This window comes from Amycolatopsis stemonae, assembly GCF_054781455.1.
This window is the reverse complement of record NZ_BAAGUJ010000005.1, coordinates 585,503-604,638: the sequence shown is the minus strand read 5'-3', so window position 1 is coordinate 604,638 and position 19,136 is coordinate 585,503. Positions and strand designations below refer to the sequence as shown.

Below are 19,136 nucleotides of genomic sequence, written 5' to 3'. Positions count from 1 at the left end.
ATGACCCCACCGACATTTCCGGGCGTGATAGACACTGTCCGGTGACCACCGAACGACCCGAACCGCCGCTGACCGGCGGCGAGCGCGAGATGCTGCGCACGTTCCTCGACTTCCACCGCGCCACGCTCGCCATGAAGTGCGACGGACTGTCCGACGAGGACCTCCGCCGCGCGTCGAGCCCGCCGTCCACGCTGTCCCTGCTCGGCCTGGTCCGGCACATGGCCGAGGTGGAGCGCACCTGGTTCCGGCGGGTCATCAACGCCGAAGACGTCCCGCTGCGGTGGTCGGCCGAAGGGGACTTCCAGGCCGCTTACGACGCGAGCGCCTCGACGCGCGCCGAGGCGTTCGAAGCGTGGCAGGCCGAAGTGGAGCAATCGCGGAAGATCGAAGAAGCGGCCGAGTCCCTGGACGTCACCGGGTACCAGGCGCGCTGGGGCGAAGACGTCTCCCTGCGCCTGGTCATGCTGCACATGATCCACGAGTACGCACGGCACAACGGCCACGCCGACTTCCTGCGCGAAGCGATCGACGGCGTCACGGGGGCGTGATGGACCTGCTCGCCTGGTTGCTCGACTCCGACCCGGCCCTGCGCTGGCAGGTCGAGCGCGACCTGGCGGGCGAGCCCCCCGAAGTCTGGCAAGCGACGCGCGCGCGGGTCGCCACCGAGGGGTTCGGCGCCCGGCTGCTGGGCCTGCAGGACCCCGACGGCCAGTGGGCGGGCGGCGCGTTCTTTCCGGCGGGCTTCCGCGGCGGCGAAGCCCAGCCCTGGACGGCGACGACGTGGACGCTGAACTCGTTGCGCGAGTGGGGCGTCGACGCGTCGGCCCTGGCCGGGACCGCCGGGCTGCTGGCCGAGAACAGCCGCTGGGAGTACGAGAACCTGCCCTACTGGGACGGCGAGGTCGACTGCTGCATCAACGCGTGGACGCTGGCCAACGGGGTGTGGCTCGGCGCAGACGTCTCGGGGATCGCGTCGTGGTTCGCCGGGCACCGGCTCCCCGACGGCGGCTGGAACTGCGAGTGGGTCGAGGGGGCGGCGCGCTCGTCGGTCCACTCGACGCTCAACGCGCTGAAGGGCCTGCTCGCGTTCGAGACCGCCACCGGCGGCACGCCCGAATCCCGGGCCGCGCGCCTGGCCGGCGAGGAGTACCTGCTGGAGCGCCACCTGCTGCGACGGCTGTCCACGGGCGAGCCGATCGCGTCCTGGCTGGGCGAGTTCTCGTACCCGATCCGGTGGCACTACGACGCGCTGAACGCCGTGTCCTATTTCCGCGACGCGGACCGGCCGGACCCGCGCCTGGCGGAGGCGGTCGACCTGGTCCGCGCGGCGCGCCGGCCGGACGGGACGTGGCTGCAGACCGAGCGGCACCAGGGCCGGGTCTGGTTCGACGTCGACGTCCCGCCCGGCGAGCCGTCGAAGTGGCTGACGCTCTTCGGCACCCGGGTCCTGAACTGGTGGGAGGCCCGCTAGAGCGCCGCCAGCACCAGCCCGCTGCGCGGCTTCGGCGTGAAGTACGTGGCCTTCCGCGGCATCCGCCGTCCCGCGGCGTGCACCGCCAGCACGTCCGCGTACCGCACCGGCGCCAGCAGCACCACCGCGTCCGCGTCGGGCGGCAGCGGACGTCCGGCGGGCAGCGGCAGCACGCAGGGCCCGTCCGGGTCCACGCCGAGCGCCTCGTCGAACAGGACCCGCTCGACGATCTCGTGGTCGATCACCGGGCCGGGACCGGCCGGGACCGGGAGGGGGATCCGCAGCACGACCGCGCCCGCGCGGACCACCGCCTCGCCGGTGACCGGGACGGCGTGCTCGTCGTAGCGGACGTCCAGGCCGGCCGCGCACCAGCGCGACACCAGCTCCTCCGGGTCGAGGCCGGTCCTGCGCAGCACCCGGTGGATCGCGCCGATCTGCAGGTGCGGGCCCGCGGTGACCAGGGCCAGCAATGCGCCGTGGCCCGCCGCCGAGGCCGCGGCCACCCGGTGGTTGCCGTCGGCCACCAGCAGGTCGGCGGCGGCGACCGCGGCCAGCAGCCGGTTCTGCAGCGCGCCCGCCGGCACCACCCACAGCTCGTGCCGCCGCCCCGCGGCGTCCGAAGTGGACAGATCGGGCAGCCCGAGCCCGGCGCAGGCCCGTTCGACCTGCTCGGTCAGCACGTCACCGCCGGAGGCCGGGACGAGCATCGCCGCGCTGGTCGCGCACCCGAGCCCCGCCAGCACGGCGGCCCGCTCGGCCACGACGTCGGCGTAGACGTCCTCGGTGTGCCGGACCCGCGCGGCGCCCTCGTCGGTCACCGCCGCCGGGTCGACCAGGCAGAGCAGGCCCAGCGCCACGCCGTCCGGCCCTTCGATCCGGTAGGGCGCGACGATCTCGCGCACCGGCCGGTAGAACCGCTTGCGGAGGCGTTCGAGCACGGCCCGGGCGACCGGGACCGCGCCGGCCAGGTCGAGCCCCCTGGCCAGCGCCGCGGGCGTGCGGGCGGGATGCTGCACGGCCAGGAGGCTGTCGGCTGCGCCGGCGGCGGCCAGGGCGTCGACCACGCGGTCGGGCTCGGCGAACTCGTCGACGTCGGGCCCCGGCACCGCGTCCCGGACCACCCACCCCTGGCCGATCGGCCGGATCCAGCTGCTCATCCCACCCATCTTCCGGGAAGAGCACGCTGACGGAAATTCACTGGGGTGCGGCCACGCCGGATGGAATGCTTAGGGCAGCAAAGTAGTTGACCCCGATCGTGACCGCCTCGAGGAGCACCCCGCCGATGACGACCACCGCCGCCACCAGCGCGAAGGGGGTCGGTTTCCGCTCGGAACGCGGGCCCGTGCTGATCGCGGTCATGCTCAGCACCGCCCTGGTCGCGCTGGACAGCACGATCATCGCGACCGCCGTCCCGTCGGTGGTCCGCGACCTGGGCGGGTTTTCGCAGTTCCCCTGGCTGTTCTCGGTCTACCTGCTGACGCAGGCGGTGACCGTCCCGCTGTACGGCAAGTTCGCCGACGTGCTCGGCCGCCGCCCGGTGATGTTCTTCGGCATCGCCGCATTCCTCGTCGGGTCCGTGCTGTGCGGCGCCGCGTGGAGCATGCCGGTGCTGATCGCGGCGCGCGCGGTGCAGGGCATCGGCGCGGGCGCGATCCAGCCGATGTCGATGACCGTGATCGGCGACCTCTACACGGTCGAGGAACGCGCCCGGGTGCAGGGCTACGTCGCGAGCGTCTGGGGCATCGCGTCGGTCGTCGGCCCGACCCTGGGCGGCGTGTTCGCGGAGTACCTGGACTGGCGGTGGATCTTCTTCATCAACCTGCCGCTGGGCGCGATCGCCGCGCTGATGCTGCACCGCAACTTCGCCGAGCGGGTGGAGCGCAAGGCGCACAAGGTCGACTACACGGGCGCGGCGCTGCTCACGGTCGGCTGCTCGCTGGTGATCCTGGGCCTGCTCGAAGGCGGCGTCGCGTGGGCGTGGGGCTCGGTGCCGAGCGTGGCGATCTTCGTCACGGGCGCGGTGCTGCTCGCCGCGTTCGTGCTGGTGGAGAAGCGCGCGACCGAGCCGGTGCTGCCGCTGTGGGTGTTCACCCGCCGGATCCTGGTGGGCGGCAACCTGCTGGCGGTCGTGGTCGGCGCGGTCCTGATGGGCCTGACGTCGTACCTGCCGACGTACGCGCAGGGCGTCCTCGGCGCGGGCGCGCTGCTGGCCGGGTTCGCGGTGGCCGCGCTGACGGTCGGCTGGCCGATCGCGGCGTCCCTGGCGGGCAAGATCTACCTGCGCATCGGCTTCCGCGACACGTCCCTGATCGGCAGCGTCTTCGTCATCGGCGGCGCGGCCCTGGTGGCGTCGCTGAGCGCGACGTCGACCCTGTGGGCGGCGGCGCTGGCGGCGTTCGTCCTCGGGATCGGCCTGGGCCTGACGTCGAGCCCGACGCTGGTGGCGGTCCAGTCGGTGGTGGGCTGGGACCGCCGCGGCGTGGTGACGGCGACGAACCTGTTCAGCAGGTCCCTGGGCAGCGCGGTGGGCGCGGCGGTCTTCGGCGCGATCGCCAACGCGACCCTGGCCTCCCGCTTCGCCTCCCCGCCGGCCGAGGTGGCGGGCAAGCTGCCGCCGTCGGTGGACGCGACGTCGCTGGTGCTGGGCGGCCACGCGGACTCACCGGTCGCGACGTTCGTCCGGGGCGCCTTGGCGGAGGCGACCCACTACGTGTTCATCGGCCTGCTCGTGGTGGCGGCGGTTTCGGTCGTGGCGCTGCTGCTCATGCCGCGGAAGGCGGAGCAGCTGGAGTTCTAGCCGGGCTTCAGTTCTGCAGCGGTACCAGCTCGGCCTGGAACTTCTCCAGGAAGCCGTCGAAGTCCCCGTGCGCGGGCCGGATCACGAACTTCGACAGGCCCGCCTCGATGTGCTGCTCCACCAGACGTCGGGCCTCGGCCCAGCTAGTCGCGATCAGATCCGGCACCGGGACGCCGGGGGCCCGGCGTGACGCCACCGCGGCCAGCTCGGGCGGCACCCCGCGATCGGCCACCACCAGGCTCAGCCCGAAGTGGTCCTCTTCGATCTCGCGGCCGGCCTCCGCCGCGGCTTCCTGGATCGCGATGCGGGCGTCGCGGGCCTGGGCCGGCGTGTGGAAGCTGCCGAGCCAGCCGTCCGCGAGACGGCCCGTGCGGCGCAGGGCCGCCGGTGCCGAGCCGCCCAGCCAGACGTCCAGGCGCTTCGCCGGGCGCGGGCCCAGGGAAACGCCGGAAACCTGGAAAAAGGCGCCGTCGAACGACACGGAGTCCTCTTCCAGCAGGCGGCGCAACAGCGTCAAGGACTCGTCGAACACCGCTGCGCGGCGGCCCGCCGGGACCGGGAACAAGTCGTGCTCGGCCGCGCGGGCCGGGCGGAGGCCGAACACCGGCAGCACGCGCTTCGGCGCGAGCCCGGCCAGCGTGAGCAGCTGCTTCGCGACCAGCACCGGGTGACGGCCGGGCAGGATCGCGACGCCGGTGCCGACCTTCAGCTTCGACGTCCGCGCCAGCGCGTGCGCCATCCCGATCATCGGGTCGACCTCGGGTGAATACACGAGCTCAGACAGCCACAGCGAGTCGACGCCGGCCGCTTCGAGCCGCTGCGCGAGCCCGGCGAACTCGCCCGGCCCGGTCCCCGCCGCCGGTGCGACGCCCAGCCTGATCTTCAGCACACCGTGCACAACCCGGCCGGCCGGCGAGGCATTCCTCAGGCGGTCGCGTCGATGACCCGGGTCAGCACGCCGTGGAGCGCCTCCAGCTCGGCGACGTCCATGCCCAGCGTTTCGACCACCTGGTACGGGATCTTCTCCGCCTCCGCCCGCAGCGCGCGCCCGGACTCCGTCAGCTCGACGGTCAGCTGCCGCTCGTCCGTCCGGCTCCGGCTGCGTGTGACGTACCCGAGCGCCTCCAGCCGCTTGAGCAGCGGCGACAGCGTCGCCGGCTCGTGCCGCAGCGTCGTGCCCAGGTCCTTCACCGAGCGCGGCGAACGCTCCCACAGCGCCAGCATCACCAGGTACTGCGGGTGGGTCAGGCCGTGCGGCTCCAGCAGCGGCCGGTAGATCCCGATCACGCTGCGCGACGCCACGGACAGCGCGAAGCACACTTGCCGGTCCAGCTTCAGCGGGTCTTCACCCAGGTCGACCATGTCGCGATCCTAACACTAATGATTAGCGCACTAATCGTTAGTGTACTATGAGAGTCATGGAACGACCGGGTGTACTCCGCTGGTTCGGCTACGCCGTCGGTGTACGGCTGCCGAACCGCTACAACGACTGGGCGCTGCACGACGCGACGTCGAAGCACTGGCGGGCACGCTACGTGCTCCAGCGGTCCGTCGGCATCGTGCCGCTGTGCGCCGTGTGGCTGCTGCTGCCGGGCTCGATCTGGCTCCGGCTCTCGCTGGTCCTGATGGCGGCGCTCGTCGCGTACTTCTACTCGTGCGCGTACATGGAGGAGAGCGTCGAGCACCGGCTCGGCCGGCAGGGCTTCCCGCACAACACCGGGCGCAGCATCCGCGCCGAGGCCGCCGAAGCGAAGAACGCCGAGATCACCGCCCGTTACCTCGCGCGCTACCGGAACCCGTCCGAGGGTTAGCTACAGTCGGGGGACGATGAGACGCAAGCTCCGGCCCCCGATCCCGCCCCGCCACGGGCTGGACCCCGCCCGGCTGAAACTGCCCGAGGGCGAGTGGCCGACGCTGCTGGCCCACCTCGTCGACCGCCTGCCGCGCGTCGCGCCCGGCCGCATCGAGGAGATGCTGCGCGAGGAGCGCATCCACGGCATCGACGGGCCGCTCGGCGTCGACGCGGCCTACGAGCCCGGCTCGTTCGTCTGGTTCCACCGCGACCTGCCGGACGAAGTCCCGGTGCCGTTCGCCATCCGCGTCGTGCACCGCGACGAGCACCTGCTGGTCGTCGACAAGCCGCACTTCCTGGCGACCATCCCGCGCGGGCAGCACATCCTCGAGACGGCCCTCGTCCGCCTGCGCCGCGACCTCGACCTGCCCCACCTGTCCCCCGCGCACCGCCTCGACCGCGTCACGGCGGGACTGGTGATGTTCGTGATCACGCCGGAGCTGCGCGGGAAGTACCAGACGCTGTTCCGGGACCGCCGGGTGCACAAGGAGTACGAGGCGATCGCGCCGCACGACCCGGCGCTGGCGCTGCCGCGGACGGTCCGCAGCCGGATCGTCAAGGAACGCGGCGTGCTCGCCGCCCGCGAAGAGCCCGGGCCGGTCAACGCCGTGACGTACGTCGAGCTCATCGAGCACCGCGACGGGCTGGGCCGCTACCGGCTCGCGCCGTCGACCGGCCGGACCCACCAGCTGCGCGTGCACCTGAGCGGCCTCGGCATCCCGATCCTCGGCGACGACTTCTACCCGCAGCTGCGGGAGAAGCCCCTCGGCGACTTCACGAAACCGTTGCAGCTGCTGGCGAAGGTCCTCGACTTCGACGACCCGGTCACCGGCGCGCACCGCCGGTTCACCAGCGGGCTCCGGCTGTCCGCGTGGGACGACCCGGACGCGTGGGCGGCGCCCCCGGCGTGACCCGGGGACGCCGCGCGCGCATCACTTGTGCCAGAACTTGATGCCGCTCCACGTCACCGTGATCGGCCCCGCGCCGCTGGACGTTCGGTAGGTGCCGAACTTGTCGTAGTAGCTGCCGCCCGGGCTGGAGATCGTCTGCTTCAGCGAGCCGTTGATGTAGACCTTGTGCGAGCTGCCGACCTGGTTGATCGTGTTGACCCGCACCGACGTGCCGACGGTCGCGCCGCTGCCCAGCGTCGCCCCGCCTTCGACGGCGTACATCCGGCCGCCCTTCTCCACGGCCAGCAGGAAGTACGGGCCGGCGTTCGAGCCGTCCCGGAACGTCTGCTTCAGGCTGATCCGGGAGCCGGACATGCTGGTGATCTTGAAGGAGCCCTCGAACTGGTGGGTGCCGCCGGTGTAGGTGTCGTAGCGGCGTTCCGCCCGCTGCTCACCGCTGCCCGTCGAGCAGGTGAGCTTGAAGGTGAGGCCGGAGACGGCCCCGCACCCCTTTTCCTGGGTGGTGAAGCCCGGCGAGTCCGCTGTCCAGGACCCGTCGCCGACCTGGGCGTCCGCGTTCGGGGCGAGCACCGCGAGCCCGGCCACGGCCGCCGCGAGGACCCCCGCGCCGCGTAGTCTGCGCACCGTCAACCTCCTGTATCACTCGAGGCGGCGGTGGCAGGACACAGGTTCAGACCTTTGCCCGACGTGGCTGTGACTGTACGAGTCCGGGCGGCCGCGGACAAGACCCACTTCCCCCGTGCGTGGTGCGTCGGAAGTTTTCCGCGCGGCGGTGTCGAATCCGGCGGTGCCCGTTCGACACACTCGTGAAAGCACGGCACGAGCACCCGAGGAGCACCCATGCGCACCCTGATCACCACCGCCTTCGTCTCGCTGGACGGCGTCGTCGAAGGCCCCGGCGGTGAGACCGGCTACCGCAACGCCGGCTGGACCTTCCAGGACATCGAGTTCGACCCGGCGGCCTACGAGCTCAAGGGCCGTGAGCAGGGCGAAGCCACGGCGATGCTGATGGGCCGGGTCAGCTACGAGGCGTTCGCGCCGGTGTGGCCGGGCATGACCGAGGAGTTCCCGGGCTACAACGCGATGCCGAAGTACGTCGTGTCGACGAAGCTCAAGGACGAGGACCTGGTGACGAACTGGGGCGAGACCACCATCCTGCGCTCGCTCGAAGACGTCGCCGCACTCAAGGAGACCGAGGGCGGCCCGATCATCGTCCACGGCAGCGCCGCGCTGAACCGCGCGCTGGCCGACGCCGGCCTGGTCGACCGCTACCACCTGCTGGTGTTCCCCGTCCTGCTCGGCGCGGGCAAGCGGCTGTTCAGCACCACGGACAAGGCCAAGCAGAACCTGAAGGTGCTGGAGAGCGAGACCTACTCGAACGGCATCCAGAAGCTCGTCTACGACGTCATTCACTAGAACAGGTGTTCGATCTTGGTGTAGACTGGGGCCATGAACCCGGGCCTCCAGTCTTCACTGTTCGACACCCAGGGCTCCCTGTCGCTGCGCCCTCTCGCGCCCGAGCGGACCGACCTCGGCTCGGGCGCGTGGGTCGACGTCCAGCCCGGCTGGCTGGAGGGTGCCGACGAGCTGTTCGCGGCGCTGGTCGAAGGCGTGCCGTGGCAGGCGGAGAAGCGGAAGATGTACGACCGCGTCGTCGCCGTGCCCCGCCTGCTGAGCTACTACCGCGAGAACGTGCCGCTGCCCCACCCGGTGCTGACGGCGGCGCGGGACGCGCTCAGCAAGCACTACCTGCGGGAGCTGCGCGAACCGTTCCGCACCGCGGGCCTGTGCTACTACCGCGACGGCCGCGACAGCGTGGCCTGGCACGGCGACCGCATCGGCCGCGGCGCCCGCGAGGACACGATGATCGCGATCCTCTCGGTCGGCGCGGCCCGCACCCTCGCACTGCGCCCACGCGGCGGCGGCGGCAAGACGCTGGCGCGCCCCCTGGGCCACGGCGACCTGCTCGTGATGGGCGGCAGCTGCCAGCGGACGTGGGAGCACGCGGTACCGAAGACGGCCAAGCCGGTCGGGCCGCGGATCAGCATCCAGTTCCGGCCCCGCGGGGTGAACTGACCGCCGTCGACGGCGCGCTGGTCATCGAGGCCCGAGGGTCAGTCCACCAGCACCGGCAGCTCGTCGAGACCGTACACAATGGACACCTTGCGGAACGACAGCTCCTCCTCCGGCACCGCGAGCCGCAGCTTCGGGAACCGGCGGACCAGCGCCGGGTACGCCGTGCGCAGCTCCATCCGGGCCAGTTCGGCGCCGATGCAGCGGTGGATGCCGTAGCTGAAGGCCAGGTGTGACGTCGGGTCGCGGGTCGCGTCGAACTTCTCCATGTCCGGGCCCAGCTTCGGGTCGCGGTCCGCGGCCGACAACGACACCAGCACGATGTCGCCCTCGGTGATCCGCGCGCCGGCGATCTCCATGTCCTCCTTGGCAAAGCGCGGGAACGCCATCTGCACCACGGTCAGGTACCGCAGCAGCTCCTCGACGAAGCGGTGCACGGAGTCGGCGTCGCCGCGGACGGCTTCGAACGCCTTCTCGTCGCGCAGCAGCACCAGCGCGCCGAGCGCGAGCATGCTCGCCGTGGTCTCCAGGCCGCCGGTGAGCACGCCGTCGGCCAGGCCGGCCAGCTCGCGGTCGTCGATCTCGTCGCCGTGTTCCTTGATCAGCATGCCGAGCAGGCCGTCGCCGGGCTCTTCGCGCTGCTTTTTGACGATGTCGAGCAGGTAGGTCAGCGACTCCGACATCGCGCCGAGCGACGCGCCCGCACCGCCGAAGAGGTCGAAGCGCGCGGTGCTCAGCCGCTGGAAGTCCTCGCGGTCCTCGTAGGACACGCCGAGCAGCTCGCAGATGGTCAGCGACGGGATCGGCAGCGCGAACGCCTGCCACAGGTCGACCGGGCCGTCGGCCGCGGCCATCGCGTCGAGTTGCTCGGCGACGATCTCGTCGATGCGCGGGGTCAGCCGGGAGAGCCGGCGCATGGTGAACTCCGGCGTCAGCAGCTTCCGCAGCCGGGTGTGCACCGGCGGGTCCGCGAAGCCGAGGCCGCCCGGGTTCTGGTCCGCCGTGACGCCCGCGTTGCCGACGAGGTTGCCGAAGTCGCTCGAGAACCCGGTCGCCTTGCCGAGGACGGCTTTCGCTTCGTCGTAACCCGTGACCAACCAGGCGTTCATCCCGAACGGCAGGTCGAGCTTGCTGATCGGTGCCTCGGCCCGGCTCGCGGCCATTTCCGGGACCGGGTCCAGGCCGTCGCGTTTCAGCGGCAGCAGCGCCGACTCGGGCAGGATGGACGACATCTTCTCGAGGTCGAAGCCCTTTTTCGACTGCCGGGCGAGGTACCGGCGCCCGACCCAGCCGAGGACCCGTGAGCGGAGACTCCCCATGGCTCCGACACTACCGCACTAGCCCGATCGGGTGAGGCACGGCGAGACGGGTCTCACCAAGGCCCGCCTCGGCCGCGATGGACCGCGCGTCCGAGGACGAGGTGTGCTGCCGGCGGTCTTCCGGGCCCCCTCAGCGGCTCGCCCGGTTCTCCGTGATCCGCCCGTGCTCGCCGGCGACGTAGTGGAAGTACGGCCGGCCGGCGTCGTCCGTGCCCGAGTACGACGTCCGCGAACTGCCGTCCGCCTCCGTGTTGACGCCGTTCGTGCGGGCCAGCACGCCCGACGACGTCAGCCACTCCCGGGACGCGCGGACCGGCCACCAGCCGCGGCCGTCGCCGGTGAGGTCGCCCAGGATCTGCGTCATCTCGGCCGAGCCCGAGATGCGGAGGTTCTGGTCGTCGGTGATGGTCGCCGTCGCGTCCGTGGTCAGCGGGTAGGACCAGGTGTGCCGGGCGGCCGACCGCACGCGGCCGTCCACAGTGGACGTCGATGTCTGCTCACCCGCGTCGGCCTGCACGACGTGCTGGGTGAAGCCGCCGCCGGTGACGTCGTCGCTGTTGCGGTAGTCGCGGGTGCGCTCGACCCGGGTGTAGACGCGCCCGGCGGACGTGTCGACGTACCCCGCGGTCACGTCGTCGCGCTTCGCCGTGACAGTCACGTTCACGCCGTCCTCGATGTCCTTCACCGTCGTCTGCCGCGCCGGCGCCGCGGCGACGTCGTGCCGGGTCAGGGCACCGGACGTCTGCGGCGCGTTTTTGTCGGTGTAGAGCAGTAGGGTCGGCACGACGGTGAATTCCCCGCCGATGTCCGGGAAGGAGAAGGAGATGTCGTGAGTGCCGCCGTCCACGAGACGGCCCGCGAACGGCGTGATGTCGTAGGTTTCGGCGTGCAGGCTGAAGGTGTCGATCGCGACGATCGGCCGCCACAGCTGCGGCACGATCCCGCCGGAGTAGATGTGCGGGAACGTGAACGCGCTGCCGGCGGGCGTCCCGTCGATCGCGAAGTTCGCCTCGCGGTACGGGCCCTTCCCGCACAGCCCGGCCGCCGGGTACTTCGCCGACACGTCGTCCGGCACGTCGTCGAACCACTGCTCGTCGCAGGCGTGGCCTTCGAGCGTGACCTCGAGGTAGGCGCGGGTGATGTTGCGCGGCAGGTCCTTCGCGCCGAAGTGCACGGTGGGCGCCGCGGGCGTCGCGTCGACGTGCCCGAACCCGGCGACGTGGTCGGCGGTCTCGGGCGCGGGGTGCCGGCGGTCGGCCTGGTAGTAGGTGAGCGTCACGGTCTGGGCGTAGACCCCGGTGTACACGGGCGAGTTGTAGTTCTCGATCCCGCCGTGGAACGGCTGCGGCGTGCGCAGAAGAGCGGAGTACGGCGTCAGGTCCTTGTCGAAGTGGTACGTGATCGGCCGGTTGCCCTCACCGCTGGGCTCCTCGGTGGTCCCCCACCAGACTTCGGTGGCGCCGATCCGCAGGTCGCCGATCCGGTCGTACTGCCGCCCGCTGACGGTCACGGTCTGGTCCATGACGACCTTGGCCCACGGGCCGGGACAGGCCTTCGGCGGCGCGAGCGTGCCCTCGTAGAACTGCGGCGTGCCGTCGGCGGCGTTGGAGCGGAAGGCATCCGCGAGCGTGACACTGCAGTGCGCGGTGTCCGGCCGGGTCACCGCGGGCGCGGCCACCACCGGGTCGTCGGTGTCGTGTTCGAGCACGGGATCCGCCGAAGCGACCGCCCCGGAGAGCACCCACGTCAGCACCAGCGACAGGACGATCGTGAAGATCCGCACGGAGGGACCCTATCCCGCCGTCCCACCGCCGAACGTCGGAAATCGGACAACTCCGCGGCTGGGGATCCCCCGCACGGGTCCGTACCATTCCGACCGGGCGAGGAGGACTGCGGTGAGTGGCCTGAACGGAATCTTCCCACCGGGCAGTTTTCTGGCGAAGCTGCCCGCGGCATCGAGAGCGGCCCTCCTCGACTTGGGCATCCCGCGCGCGTTCCCGCCCGGGCACGTGCTGCTCCGGGAGGGCGACACCACCTCACACGCGTTCCTGGTCCTGGACGGTTGCGTCAAGGTGACGGCCACGACGCCCGAAGGCCACCTGGCGTTGCTCGCGATTCGCGCGGCGGGCGAGCTGATCGGCGAACTGGCGAGCTTGGACGGCCATCCGCGGGTGGCGACCGTCACCTGTGCGGGCCGTGTCCGTGCTCGTCTCATCACTCAGGCCGAGTTCCACCGGTTCCTCGCCGGCCACCCGGAGGCGGCGGTCGCGGTCGGCAGCAGCGTGGGCGCCAAGCTGCGCTGGGCCACCCGGCGGCGCGTCGACTTCGGCAGCCGCGAGGTGCGGATCCGCCTGGCACGGGTGCTGCTCGAACTCACCACGGCCTACGGAACAGCGACCCGCGACGGCGTGGAGATCGGCGTCGCCCTCACCCAGCCCGAACTGGCCGGCCTGGTCGGCGCGGCCGAGCCGACGGTGCACCGGGCACTGGCCGGCTTCCGCCGCGCCGGCCTGGTCCGGACCGGCTACCGGCGGATAGTCGTCCTCGACCACGCCCGGCTCGAGACGGTCGCGGAAGCGTGAACCTGCCGAACCGTTACGAGAACCCGATCACCAGAAGCAGGACGGGACCGCAGATGAGGAGCACACCCGTGCCGGCCAGGGCACGACGGACGTGGCGGTGCTTGCGCATCGCCAGATCCGCGAGCAGCCGGGCGACCTGCTGCGCCTCGGCGCACTGCTGCCGTGCCGACACCGGGGCGACAGTCCCGGTGGAGCCCGCCACGCTCGGGAAGGCGAACCGGTTGGGCTCGGCCGGCCGTTGGATCCGCGGCCGCAGCGCCTGCACCAGCTGGTAAGCCGAGAAAATCGAGCCGGCGACGAAGAACGCCAAGATCACCAGCACGACGGTCCTCAGCGCGGGCGCCGGATGGGTGGCCGACAGGAAGGTCAGCTGCGCCGCCACCAGCGCCGTTACCGTGCTGTGCACGGCGACGACGGTCCTCGCCTTCTCGTCCGCGTGGTGAACCGCGCCCTGGAACGACGTCACCGTGGTCAAGGTGGTGCCCAGCTCCTGCACAGCGTCCGACACCGGAACACCTCTTCTCGTTGTCGGGTGCATCCCGCTCTCCTTTCTCGCCGGCACAAGCATCCGGACGAGCCGGTCCGTCCACCCCGTCACGCGATGGTTTCCCGCCCCACCGCACAAACCGTCCTGCGATGTGGTGACGGCCACGCCGCCGGAGTTCCCTGACGTAACACCGCGCGCACGCGCCGCGACACGAGCGGTCGGACATCGGGGGTAATGCTGAACCAGGGACAGGATTGGCCTGCGGATTCGGTGCTCGGGTTGCTGGGCACGCGCACCAGAAACGCGTTGCTGGCCCTGGGGACTGCCGTGACCTACCGCCCGCGGCAAGTCCTGATCCGGCAGGGCGAGCAGAGCCACCACGTGCTTGTGCCGCTGTCGGGCACGCTCAAGGTCGTGGTCGACACCGAATTCGGCCGACCGGTGCTGCTCGCGCTGCGCGGGCCCGGCGACATCCTCGGTGAGATGTCGGTCTTCGAAGGGCGGCGCCGCTCCGCCAACGTGCTGACCTGCACCACCGTGCAGGCCAAGCTCGTCGGCAAGACCCAGCTCAACGAGTTCCTCGACCGCCATCCGGATGTGTGGCGCGCCGTTTCGAGCTCGCTGAGCACCCGGCTGCACTGGGCGAACAGCCGCCGCGCCGAGGTTCTCACCTGCCCGGCGCCGATGCGGGTGGGCCGGGTGCTGGCCGAGATCGTCCAGCGCCACGGCGTTCGCACCGGCGACAGCTGGATCCTCGACGCCTCCCTCACCCAAGCCGAGATCGCGTCGCTCGCCGGTGTCGCGCTGAGCACGTTCGAAAAGACCACGCACCAGCTACACCGGCTGGGTGTGCTGCGGCGGGAATATCGACGCATCGTGGTCGGAGATCTGCCTGCTCTGCTCCGGTTCAGCGGCTCGGCCGGAGCAAACCCGTATCAGTACGGGGTCGGCGGCGCGAACGTGGCTCAGAGTTAGGCGAACGCGGAATCGACCACCGGAGGTCCCCGTGGCGGACGACGAACAGTTCTCCCGAACGCTTCTTCTCGCTTTGGACGCCTGGCGTTACGGAACGCGTGACGACCAGCAGCAGCGCGAGCTTCAGAGGGCCCTCGCGACGGCGGTCCGGCACGCGGCGGAACGCAGTGGACTCGACCCCGGGCGGTGGGAACGGCAGGACGCCGGTGACGGCCTGTTCACGCCGATCACCGACGCGAACGCCGAGCCGAAGGTGGTCGGGCCCTTCGTCCGCGAATTGGACGAGTGGCTCGGCCGGTACAACCACGACCGGCAATTCCCGGCCCGGCTCCGGCTGCGGGTGGCGGTCCACCACGGCGTGATCATTCCGGGGGACCTTGGCCTCGCCGGAACGGCGCCGGTCCACGTCTGCCGCATCCGCGACGCCCGGATCGTTCGGGACGTTCTCGAGGCGTTTCCTGACGCGAACCTCGTCCTCGCCGTCTCAGAACCGATCTTCGATTCGGTAGAGCAACGCCACACGTCATTGTCGGCGGACGACCTCGTCCGCGTCGAAGTGGCGGAGCCCGCGAAGCGGTTCTTCACCACAGCGTGGCTTCACGTGCCCGGCGTCGCCCGCGAGCGTCTGCGGACCCATCTCGGCGCGCTCGCGGTCGGCCTGCGGTTCGCCGGTCCCGGTCAGCCGCCGCCAGGGTTCTTCGACGAGGTCGCCGCCAAGTCGTTCGAAGCGGTCGGCACGCCCCTGCCCGCGCGGACTACCGACACCGGGGAGCAGATCGCCCTCGACGTGCCCGCCGGCCTGCCCGGCACGCTCCTGGCCGGGACTTGGGTCGAGCACCTCCGCGAAGCCGTCGCCACCCGGTTCCCCGGCACCCGGCTCGCAGTCGGCGTCGCGCTGGACGCCGACCCGGCCGTCGCCCGTGCTGAGGCCGTCGAACTCGCGGGTTCGGACGTGACCTGCCGCCTCCTCGCGTGGGCGCCGGCGGGCCGCCTCGTCGTCGCGGTGTCCGACCCGGCGTACCAGGCGGTCGTGCGGCGGGGTGGTCGCCTGGTGTTCCCGGAGTCCTACCGGCAGACGGAAACCGGAACAGGGTGCTGGATCAGGGTTCCAGGGTACTCGGTGCCCCCGGAAGCACGCCCCGCGCCCGGCTCCGAGCAGCCCGAAACCGTCCGGCCCGGCGCCGGCGCGGCCGGCTCCGTCACCACCTTCGGAAACAACTCTCCGGCCATCGGCCAGGGCACGTTCACCGCCCCGTTCATCTTCGGCGACGTCCATGGCCTTGACGGTCGGCCGCGATGACCGACACATCGGACGCGTCTTCGACACCGGGGAAATCGGACAGCGCGGGAACGTCCGGCAGCAAGGGAGCCGACGCCAAGGCCGGACCAGGCCCCACCGAAAAGAACGAAGCCGACCGGTTGCTGGGTGACGAGAACCGCGGTGTCACCAGTGCCTACGTCGAAGGCCAGCCCTACTTTTCCCGCGAAGTCAACCAGTACAGCGTGTCGATCGGCCGGGGAGAATTCAGGGATTTCCAGGTCGGCGACCGGACTCAGATCTTCGTCGGGCAGGCGGTGTCACGCCGGTCCGGGCCGGTGCGCGAAGAAGTCCTGATCTGGGTCCGGAACCGCTACCTCGAGGTTTCCGGGCACTCGAAGATGCTCGAGGCTCTCAAGGTCAACCGGGTTCTGCTGTTGCGAGGGCAGCCGGGAACCGGCCGGTACACCACTGCCGTCCACCTCCTCGACAGTCTCGCCCCCGATCGCGTTTTCCGCCTCGACAGCGGCGACACGGTCAAGTCCCTGACCGACGCCGGACTGCCCGAAGACGATGCCGGTTACGTGGCCGAGGTCCCGCGCCGCATCGCGGGTTCCCTCTCCGAAGCGCATCTCGACAAGCTGCACGGACTGTTCAGGGAGCACCGGTCGTACTGCGTCCTGGTCGTCGGGGCCGACCCTCGCCCGTTGGACGTCTTCGGAGAGTATGCCTTCGACTATTCGGCGCCTGACGCCGGAAAACTGCTCGAGAAGAACCTGTCGCACGAAGCCCGCACGGACGACGACGAGGAATTCGAGAACCGCTGGCACGGAATGCTCGACGCGGACTGGGTGGCCAAGGCGCTGGGACCCTGTCCACGCCCCCTTGAATCCGTCCGGATGGCCGCCCTGCTGGCCCAGCACGCGCGAGGTTTGATCACGCAGGTAGACGTGGAGCGTGCCGCCGCGGCGGCCGTGTCGATCCAGGTCGCCGAATGGTTCGCCGAACTTCAAGCGGTTTTGTCAGTGGAAGAACGGGACGAAGCGCTGCGCCTCGCCGCCTTCAGGATCGCGTTGGCGGTTCTCAACAAATCTCCCTACGACATCGTCGCCGACGCGGCCCGGCGACTGGCCGGACGGCTGGTCAAGGCGACCGGCGCCAGCGGAACGCGGCGCATCTCCCTGTTCTCCGACGACCAGGACAACCGCCTGCCCTCCCTGCGTGCCAAGATGATCGACGGTCAAACCACCATCGGGCAGGAACTGGTGTCCATGCCCTTGCTGGTCTTCCACGACGAGCGGTATCCCAGCGCGGTCCTCAAGTACGTCTGGGAGAACCACCACCGCATGCGGGACGCCATCGCCTCGTGGTTGACCAAGCTGTGCAAGAGCCAGTGGCCCCTGGTCTGGGTCCGCGCCGCCCAGGCCACCGGGTTCCTGTGCGGCCTCGACTTCGTCTACGGCTTCACGAAGATGATCGAACCCGGTGCGGTCGCCGCACCGGGCAAGAACAACACGGCGCAGCGGCGTACGTCCGCGGCGATCGCCCTGGACGTGGCCGCCCAGAACGAGGACCTCGAGCCGAAGATCCGGAAGTGGCTGCGGGGCTGGTGCCGCACCGGCCGCACCCCCGTGCGCTGGACGGCGGCGGCTGCCCACGGGTTCACGCTCGGCCGGCGACGTGTCACCGAGTCGCTCGACGAGCTGCGCATCCTCGGCACCCCGTCGGAACGTTCGGCGTGGACCAGCCCCGACGAAGACGACGTCGTCTCGACCGCCGGGTTCAGCATCGCCAAACTGCTGGCGTTCGGGGAAATCCAGCCGGTGCTCGACTGTCTCGGCCAGTGGATCCGGAGTGATCGCACGAGCCTTCGCCGTCTCGCGCTGTCCGCGATGGACCACCTGACCGACCTCTACGGGTTCGAACTCTCCTACCTGACGATCTCGGTGAGCGGCGAACGGCCACAGGTCCCGGCAGCCGCGAAGAAGTGGCCGCTGCTGCTGACCCTGCAATGGCAGGAGCCGGCGCTGACCGAGCCGATCGCCGACCTGTTGCGCCAGTCGCTGCGGGCCCGCGCCGGCGGGCAGATCGCCAAGCAGTTCATCAGCAAGTGGATCCGCGTGGCCGAACGCGACGACGAATGCCTCGAAACCCTGGCGCGGTTCCTCCCCTACGTAATCGAGGCGGAAAGCGACGAACTGCGGCTGAGGCACCTGATCGAGAGGCTGCAGCAGGACTGGGCCGACCCGCTGCGGCCCGAGGTCGCGGCGCGGCTGGAAGACGCGGTCCGCGCCCGGAGGGAAAGGTATTCGCTGGCATGAGTGACGAGAAGAAAAAGCAGGGTGAGTCCGCAGCGCCGCCCGAGGAAGCGCAGTCACCCGGGAAGCCGGAACCGAACTGGCGAGAAGACGCGAAGCAGGAGGGCCTTCCCGAAGAAGAGGTCCGCACCATCGAACCTTCCAACTACAGGCCCCTGGTCGGGGAGTACCGGGTGGGGCGGCTGGACTTCCTGATCCGCCGCGCCCCGGCACGCCCGTGGACGACGACGGTCTTCGCTGACAAGAAAGGCATCTTGACGACCTTCGAGGGCGGGCGGCAGCCGAGCCTGGCCAAGATGCTGTGGGGCGGGTTCCGGAGCCTCTACGAGGTCGACATGTCCCTGCGCCGCCTGACGCTGGGCATCACGCTGCCGAGCGCCGGCGACACGTTCGTCTTCCGGGCGACGGTCGACGTGCAGTGGCGGGTCGCCGACCCCGCGCTCGTCGTGCGAGAAGGTGTCACGGACGTTCGCCGGGTGCTGGTCCCGCTGCTGCTCGAGCGGCTCCGGCAAGAGACGCGGTCGCTGCGGGTGGGGGACGTCGAAGCCGCGGAGAAGGCAGCGGGTGCCCGGTTCGACCACACCTGGCTCGAGCACGAGCACGGCCTGTGGACCAGGGTGCTCGTGCGTTTGCGGACCGACAAGCAGACCGAGCACAACCGGCGGCTGGCCTCCGAGGTCCAGGCGTTCAAGACGTTGATCGAGGGCGGCGACATCGACCAGTTCGCGCTCCAGCTGGCCCAGAACCCCCAGCAGGTGGCCCCGGTGGTCCAGGCGCTGGTCGGCGAACGGGACACGCACCGGCGGCAGGTCTTCGACTTCATCAGCAAGCTGCTCGCCTCCGACGCCCTCGACCGGTGGCAGATCGACGACCAGGTCCGGGTCACCCTGGAGTGGCTCAAGGTCTCGATCAACCGGGTCATCTCCGGCACGGACGAGGCGCGCCAGTTGTCGTTCACCGGTTCCCCGCCTTCCGGTTCGCTCGGCGGACGGGAGAACGGATCGACGTCCGGACCTCCACCACCACCGGCCGGGTAGTGCCCTGAAACGTTTCAGCACCGTGGTAGCCTGACGCCTTCTCGGCGAGGGGGTGC

The 19,136-nt window shown here is 70.9% G+C and carries 19 protein-coding genes; 12 read left to right on the top strand and 7 right to left on the bottom strand.

Annotated elements, in window-relative coordinates:
- Positions 1–41: 41 nt before the first annotated feature.
- Positions 42–548, top strand: coding sequence for a DinB family protein (locus ACYVLJ_RS22270; protein ID WP_451981513.1), 507 nt, complete (start codon positions 42–44; stop codon positions 546–548).
- The gene (locus tag ACYVLJ_RS22265; RefSeq protein ID WP_460440132.1) at positions 548–1,471 is read left to right on the top strand and encodes a squalene cyclase; all 924 of its coding nucleotides are present in this window, start codon (positions 548–550) and stop codon (positions 1,469–1,471) included. Before ACYVLJ_RS22270 ends, ACYVLJ_RS22265 begins: the two co-directional genes overlap by 1 nt.
- Here ACYVLJ_RS22265 and ACYVLJ_RS22260 read toward each other — a convergent pair.
- Positions 1,468–2,628, bottom strand: coding sequence for a DUF1015 domain-containing protein (locus ACYVLJ_RS22260; protein ID WP_460440131.1), 1,161 nt, complete (start codon positions 2,626–2,628; stop codon positions 1,468–1,470). The genes ACYVLJ_RS22265 and ACYVLJ_RS22260 overlap by 4 nt on opposite strands.
- A gap of 125 nt (positions 2,629–2,753) precedes the next feature.
- On the opposite strand from ACYVLJ_RS22260, the gene ACYVLJ_RS22255 reads away from it, so the two are divergent.
- Positions 2,754–4,268: an MDR family MFS transporter gene (locus ACYVLJ_RS22255; protein ID WP_451981504.1), complete on the top strand. Its 1,515-nt coding sequence runs from the start codon at positions 2,754–2,756 to the stop codon at positions 4,266–4,268.
- 7 nt (positions 4,269–4,275) lie between these two features.
- Here the strand turns inward: ACYVLJ_RS22255 and ACYVLJ_RS22250 are convergent, their stop codons facing one another.
- Together ACYVLJ_RS22250 and ACYVLJ_RS22245 are read right to left on the bottom strand one after the other, a co-directional pair.
- Entirely contained in the window at positions 4,276–5,157 is an 882-nt protein-coding gene (locus ACYVLJ_RS22250) for an LLM class oxidoreductase (protein ID WP_460440130.1), read from the bottom strand.
- 35 nt (positions 5,158–5,192) lie between these two features.
- Positions 5,193–5,630, bottom strand: coding sequence for a MarR family winged helix-turn-helix transcriptional regulator (locus ACYVLJ_RS22245; RefSeq protein ID WP_451981498.1), 438 nt, complete (start codon positions 5,628–5,630; stop codon positions 5,193–5,195).
- 56 nt (positions 5,631–5,686) lie between these two features.
- Between ACYVLJ_RS22245 and ACYVLJ_RS22240 the strand changes: the two genes are divergently transcribed.
- Together ACYVLJ_RS22240 and ACYVLJ_RS22235 are read left to right on the top strand one after the other, a co-directional pair.
- Positions 5,687–6,079 carry a DUF5313 domain-containing protein gene (locus ACYVLJ_RS22240; protein WP_460440129.1) on the top strand — a complete coding sequence of 131 codons (393 nt, stop codon included), beginning with the start codon at positions 5,687–5,689 and terminating at the stop codon, positions 6,077–6,079.
- 16 nt (positions 6,080–6,095) lie between these two features.
- Complete coding sequence (locus ACYVLJ_RS22235; protein WP_460440128.1) at positions 6,096–7,031, top strand: RluA family pseudouridine synthase; 936 nt, start codon at positions 6,096–6,098, stop codon at positions 7,029–7,031.
- Positions 7,032–7,052: 21 nt separating this feature from the next.
- Here ACYVLJ_RS22235 and ACYVLJ_RS22230 read toward each other — a convergent pair whose 3' ends face one another.
- Entirely contained in the window at positions 7,053–7,655 is a 603-nt protein-coding gene (locus ACYVLJ_RS22230) for a hypothetical protein (protein WP_460440127.1), read from the bottom strand.
- Between the two features lie 216 nt (positions 7,656–7,871).
- Between ACYVLJ_RS22230 and ACYVLJ_RS22225 the strand changes: the two genes are divergently transcribed.
- On the top strand, positions 7,872–8,447 hold the full coding sequence (locus tag ACYVLJ_RS22225) for a dihydrofolate reductase family protein (protein ID WP_460440126.1): 576 nt from the start codon (positions 7,872–7,874) through the stop codon (positions 8,445–8,447).
- A 33-nt stretch (positions 8,448–8,480) separates the two neighbouring features.
- The gene (locus ACYVLJ_RS22220; protein ID WP_460440125.1) at positions 8,481–9,107 is read left to right on the top strand and encodes an alpha-ketoglutarate-dependent dioxygenase AlkB family protein; all 627 of its coding nucleotides are present in this window, start codon (positions 8,481–8,483) and stop codon (positions 9,105–9,107) included.
- A 38-nt stretch (positions 9,108–9,145) separates the two neighbouring features.
- Here ACYVLJ_RS22220 and ACYVLJ_RS22215 read toward each other — a convergent pair whose 3' ends face one another.
- On the bottom strand, positions 9,146–10,423 hold the full coding sequence (locus ACYVLJ_RS22215; protein WP_460440124.1) for a cytochrome P450: 1,278 nt from the start codon (positions 10,421–10,423) through the stop codon (positions 9,146–9,148).
- Between the two features lie 130 nt (positions 10,424–10,553).
- The gene (locus ACYVLJ_RS22210) at positions 10,554–12,206 is read right to left on the bottom strand and encodes a peptide-N4-asparagine amidase (protein ID WP_460440123.1); all 1,653 of its coding nucleotides are present in this window, start codon (positions 12,204–12,206) and stop codon (positions 10,554–10,556) included.
- A 112-nt stretch (positions 12,207–12,318) separates the two neighbouring features.
- On the opposite strand from ACYVLJ_RS22210, the gene ACYVLJ_RS22205 reads away from it, so the two are divergent.
- The gene (locus ACYVLJ_RS22205) at positions 12,319–13,005 is read left to right on the top strand and encodes a Crp/Fnr family transcriptional regulator (protein ID WP_460440122.1); all 687 of its coding nucleotides are present in this window, start codon (positions 12,319–12,321) and stop codon (positions 13,003–13,005) included.
- A 13-nt stretch (positions 13,006–13,018) separates the two neighbouring features.
- Here the strand turns inward: ACYVLJ_RS22205 and ACYVLJ_RS22200 are convergent, their stop codons facing one another.
- The gene (locus ACYVLJ_RS22200; protein ID WP_460440121.1) at positions 13,019–13,513 is read right to left on the bottom strand and encodes a hypothetical protein; all 495 of its coding nucleotides are present in this window, start codon (positions 13,511–13,513) and stop codon (positions 13,019–13,021) included.
- Between the two features lie 213 nt (positions 13,514–13,726).
- Here ACYVLJ_RS22200 and ACYVLJ_RS22195 point away from each other — a divergent pair, with 213 nt between their 5' ends.
- Genes ACYVLJ_RS22195 through ACYVLJ_RS22180 form a run of 4 tightly spaced genes read left to right on the top strand, consistent with a single transcriptional unit; the run spans position 13,727 to position 19,080 of the window.
- A complete protein-coding gene (locus tag ACYVLJ_RS22195; RefSeq protein ID WP_460440120.1) occupies positions 13,727–14,467 on the top strand; it encodes a Crp/Fnr family transcriptional regulator in 741 nt (246 codons plus the stop codon).
- Positions 14,468–14,498: 31 nt separating this feature from the next.
- Positions 14,499–15,767 carry a hypothetical protein gene (locus ACYVLJ_RS22190; protein WP_460440119.1) on the top strand — a complete coding sequence of 423 codons (1,269 nt, stop codon included), beginning with the start codon at positions 14,499–14,501 and terminating at the stop codon, positions 15,765–15,767.
- Positions 15,764–18,046, top strand: a complete 2,283-nt coding sequence (locus tag ACYVLJ_RS22185; RefSeq protein ID WP_460440118.1) for a hypothetical protein — start codon at positions 15,764–15,766, stop codon at positions 18,044–18,046. The genes ACYVLJ_RS22190 and ACYVLJ_RS22185 overlap by 4 nt, the downstream gene beginning before the upstream one ends.
- Positions 18,043–19,080, top strand: coding sequence for a hypothetical protein (locus tag ACYVLJ_RS22180; RefSeq protein WP_460440117.1), 1,038 nt, complete (start codon positions 18,043–18,045; stop codon positions 19,078–19,080). The genes ACYVLJ_RS22185 and ACYVLJ_RS22180 overlap by 4 nt, the downstream gene beginning before the upstream one ends.
- Positions 19,081–19,136 lie beyond the last annotated feature (56 nt).

Coding starts and splice junctions, on each gene's coding strand:
- ACYVLJ_RS22265 (WP_460440132.1), top strand. CDS start 548: ATGGACCTGCTCGCCTGGTTGCTCGACTCCGACCCGGCCCTGCGCTGG.
- ACYVLJ_RS22260 (WP_460440131.1), bottom strand. CDS start 2,628: ATGAGCAGCTGGATCCGGCCGATCGGCCAGGGGTGGGTGGTCCGGGAC.
- ACYVLJ_RS22255 (WP_451981504.1), top strand. CDS start 2,754: ATGACGACCACCGCCGCCACCAGCGCGAAGGGGGTCGGTTTCCGCTCG.
- ACYVLJ_RS22245 (WP_451981498.1), bottom strand. CDS start 5,630: ATGGTCGACCTGGGTGAAGACCCGCTGAAGCTGGACCGGCAAGTGTGC.
- ACYVLJ_RS22240 (WP_460440129.1), top strand. CDS start 5,687: ATGGAACGACCGGGTGTACTCCGCTGGTTCGGCTACGCCGTCGGTGTA.
- ACYVLJ_RS22235 (WP_460440128.1), top strand. CDS start 6,096: ATGAGACGCAAGCTCCGGCCCCCGATCCCGCCCCGCCACGGGCTGGAC.
- ACYVLJ_RS22225 (WP_460440126.1), top strand. CDS start 7,872: ATGCGCACCCTGATCACCACCGCCTTCGTCTCGCTGGACGGCGTCGTC.
- ACYVLJ_RS22220 (WP_460440125.1), top strand. CDS start 8,481: ATGAACCCGGGCCTCCAGTCTTCACTGTTCGACACCCAGGGCTCCCTG.
- ACYVLJ_RS22215 (WP_460440124.1), bottom strand. CDS start 10,423: ATGGGGAGTCTCCGCTCACGGGTCCTCGGCTGGGTCGGGCGCCGGTAC.
- ACYVLJ_RS22195 (WP_460440120.1), top strand. CDS start 13,727: ATGCTGAACCAGGGACAGGATTGGCCTGCGGATTCGGTGCTCGGGTTG.
- ACYVLJ_RS22185 (WP_460440118.1), top strand. CDS start 15,764: ATGACCGACACATCGGACGCGTCTTCGACACCGGGGAAATCGGACAGC.
- ACYVLJ_RS22180 (WP_460440117.1), top strand. CDS start 18,043: ATGAGTGACGAGAAGAAAAAGCAGGGTGAGTCCGCAGCGCCGCCCGAG.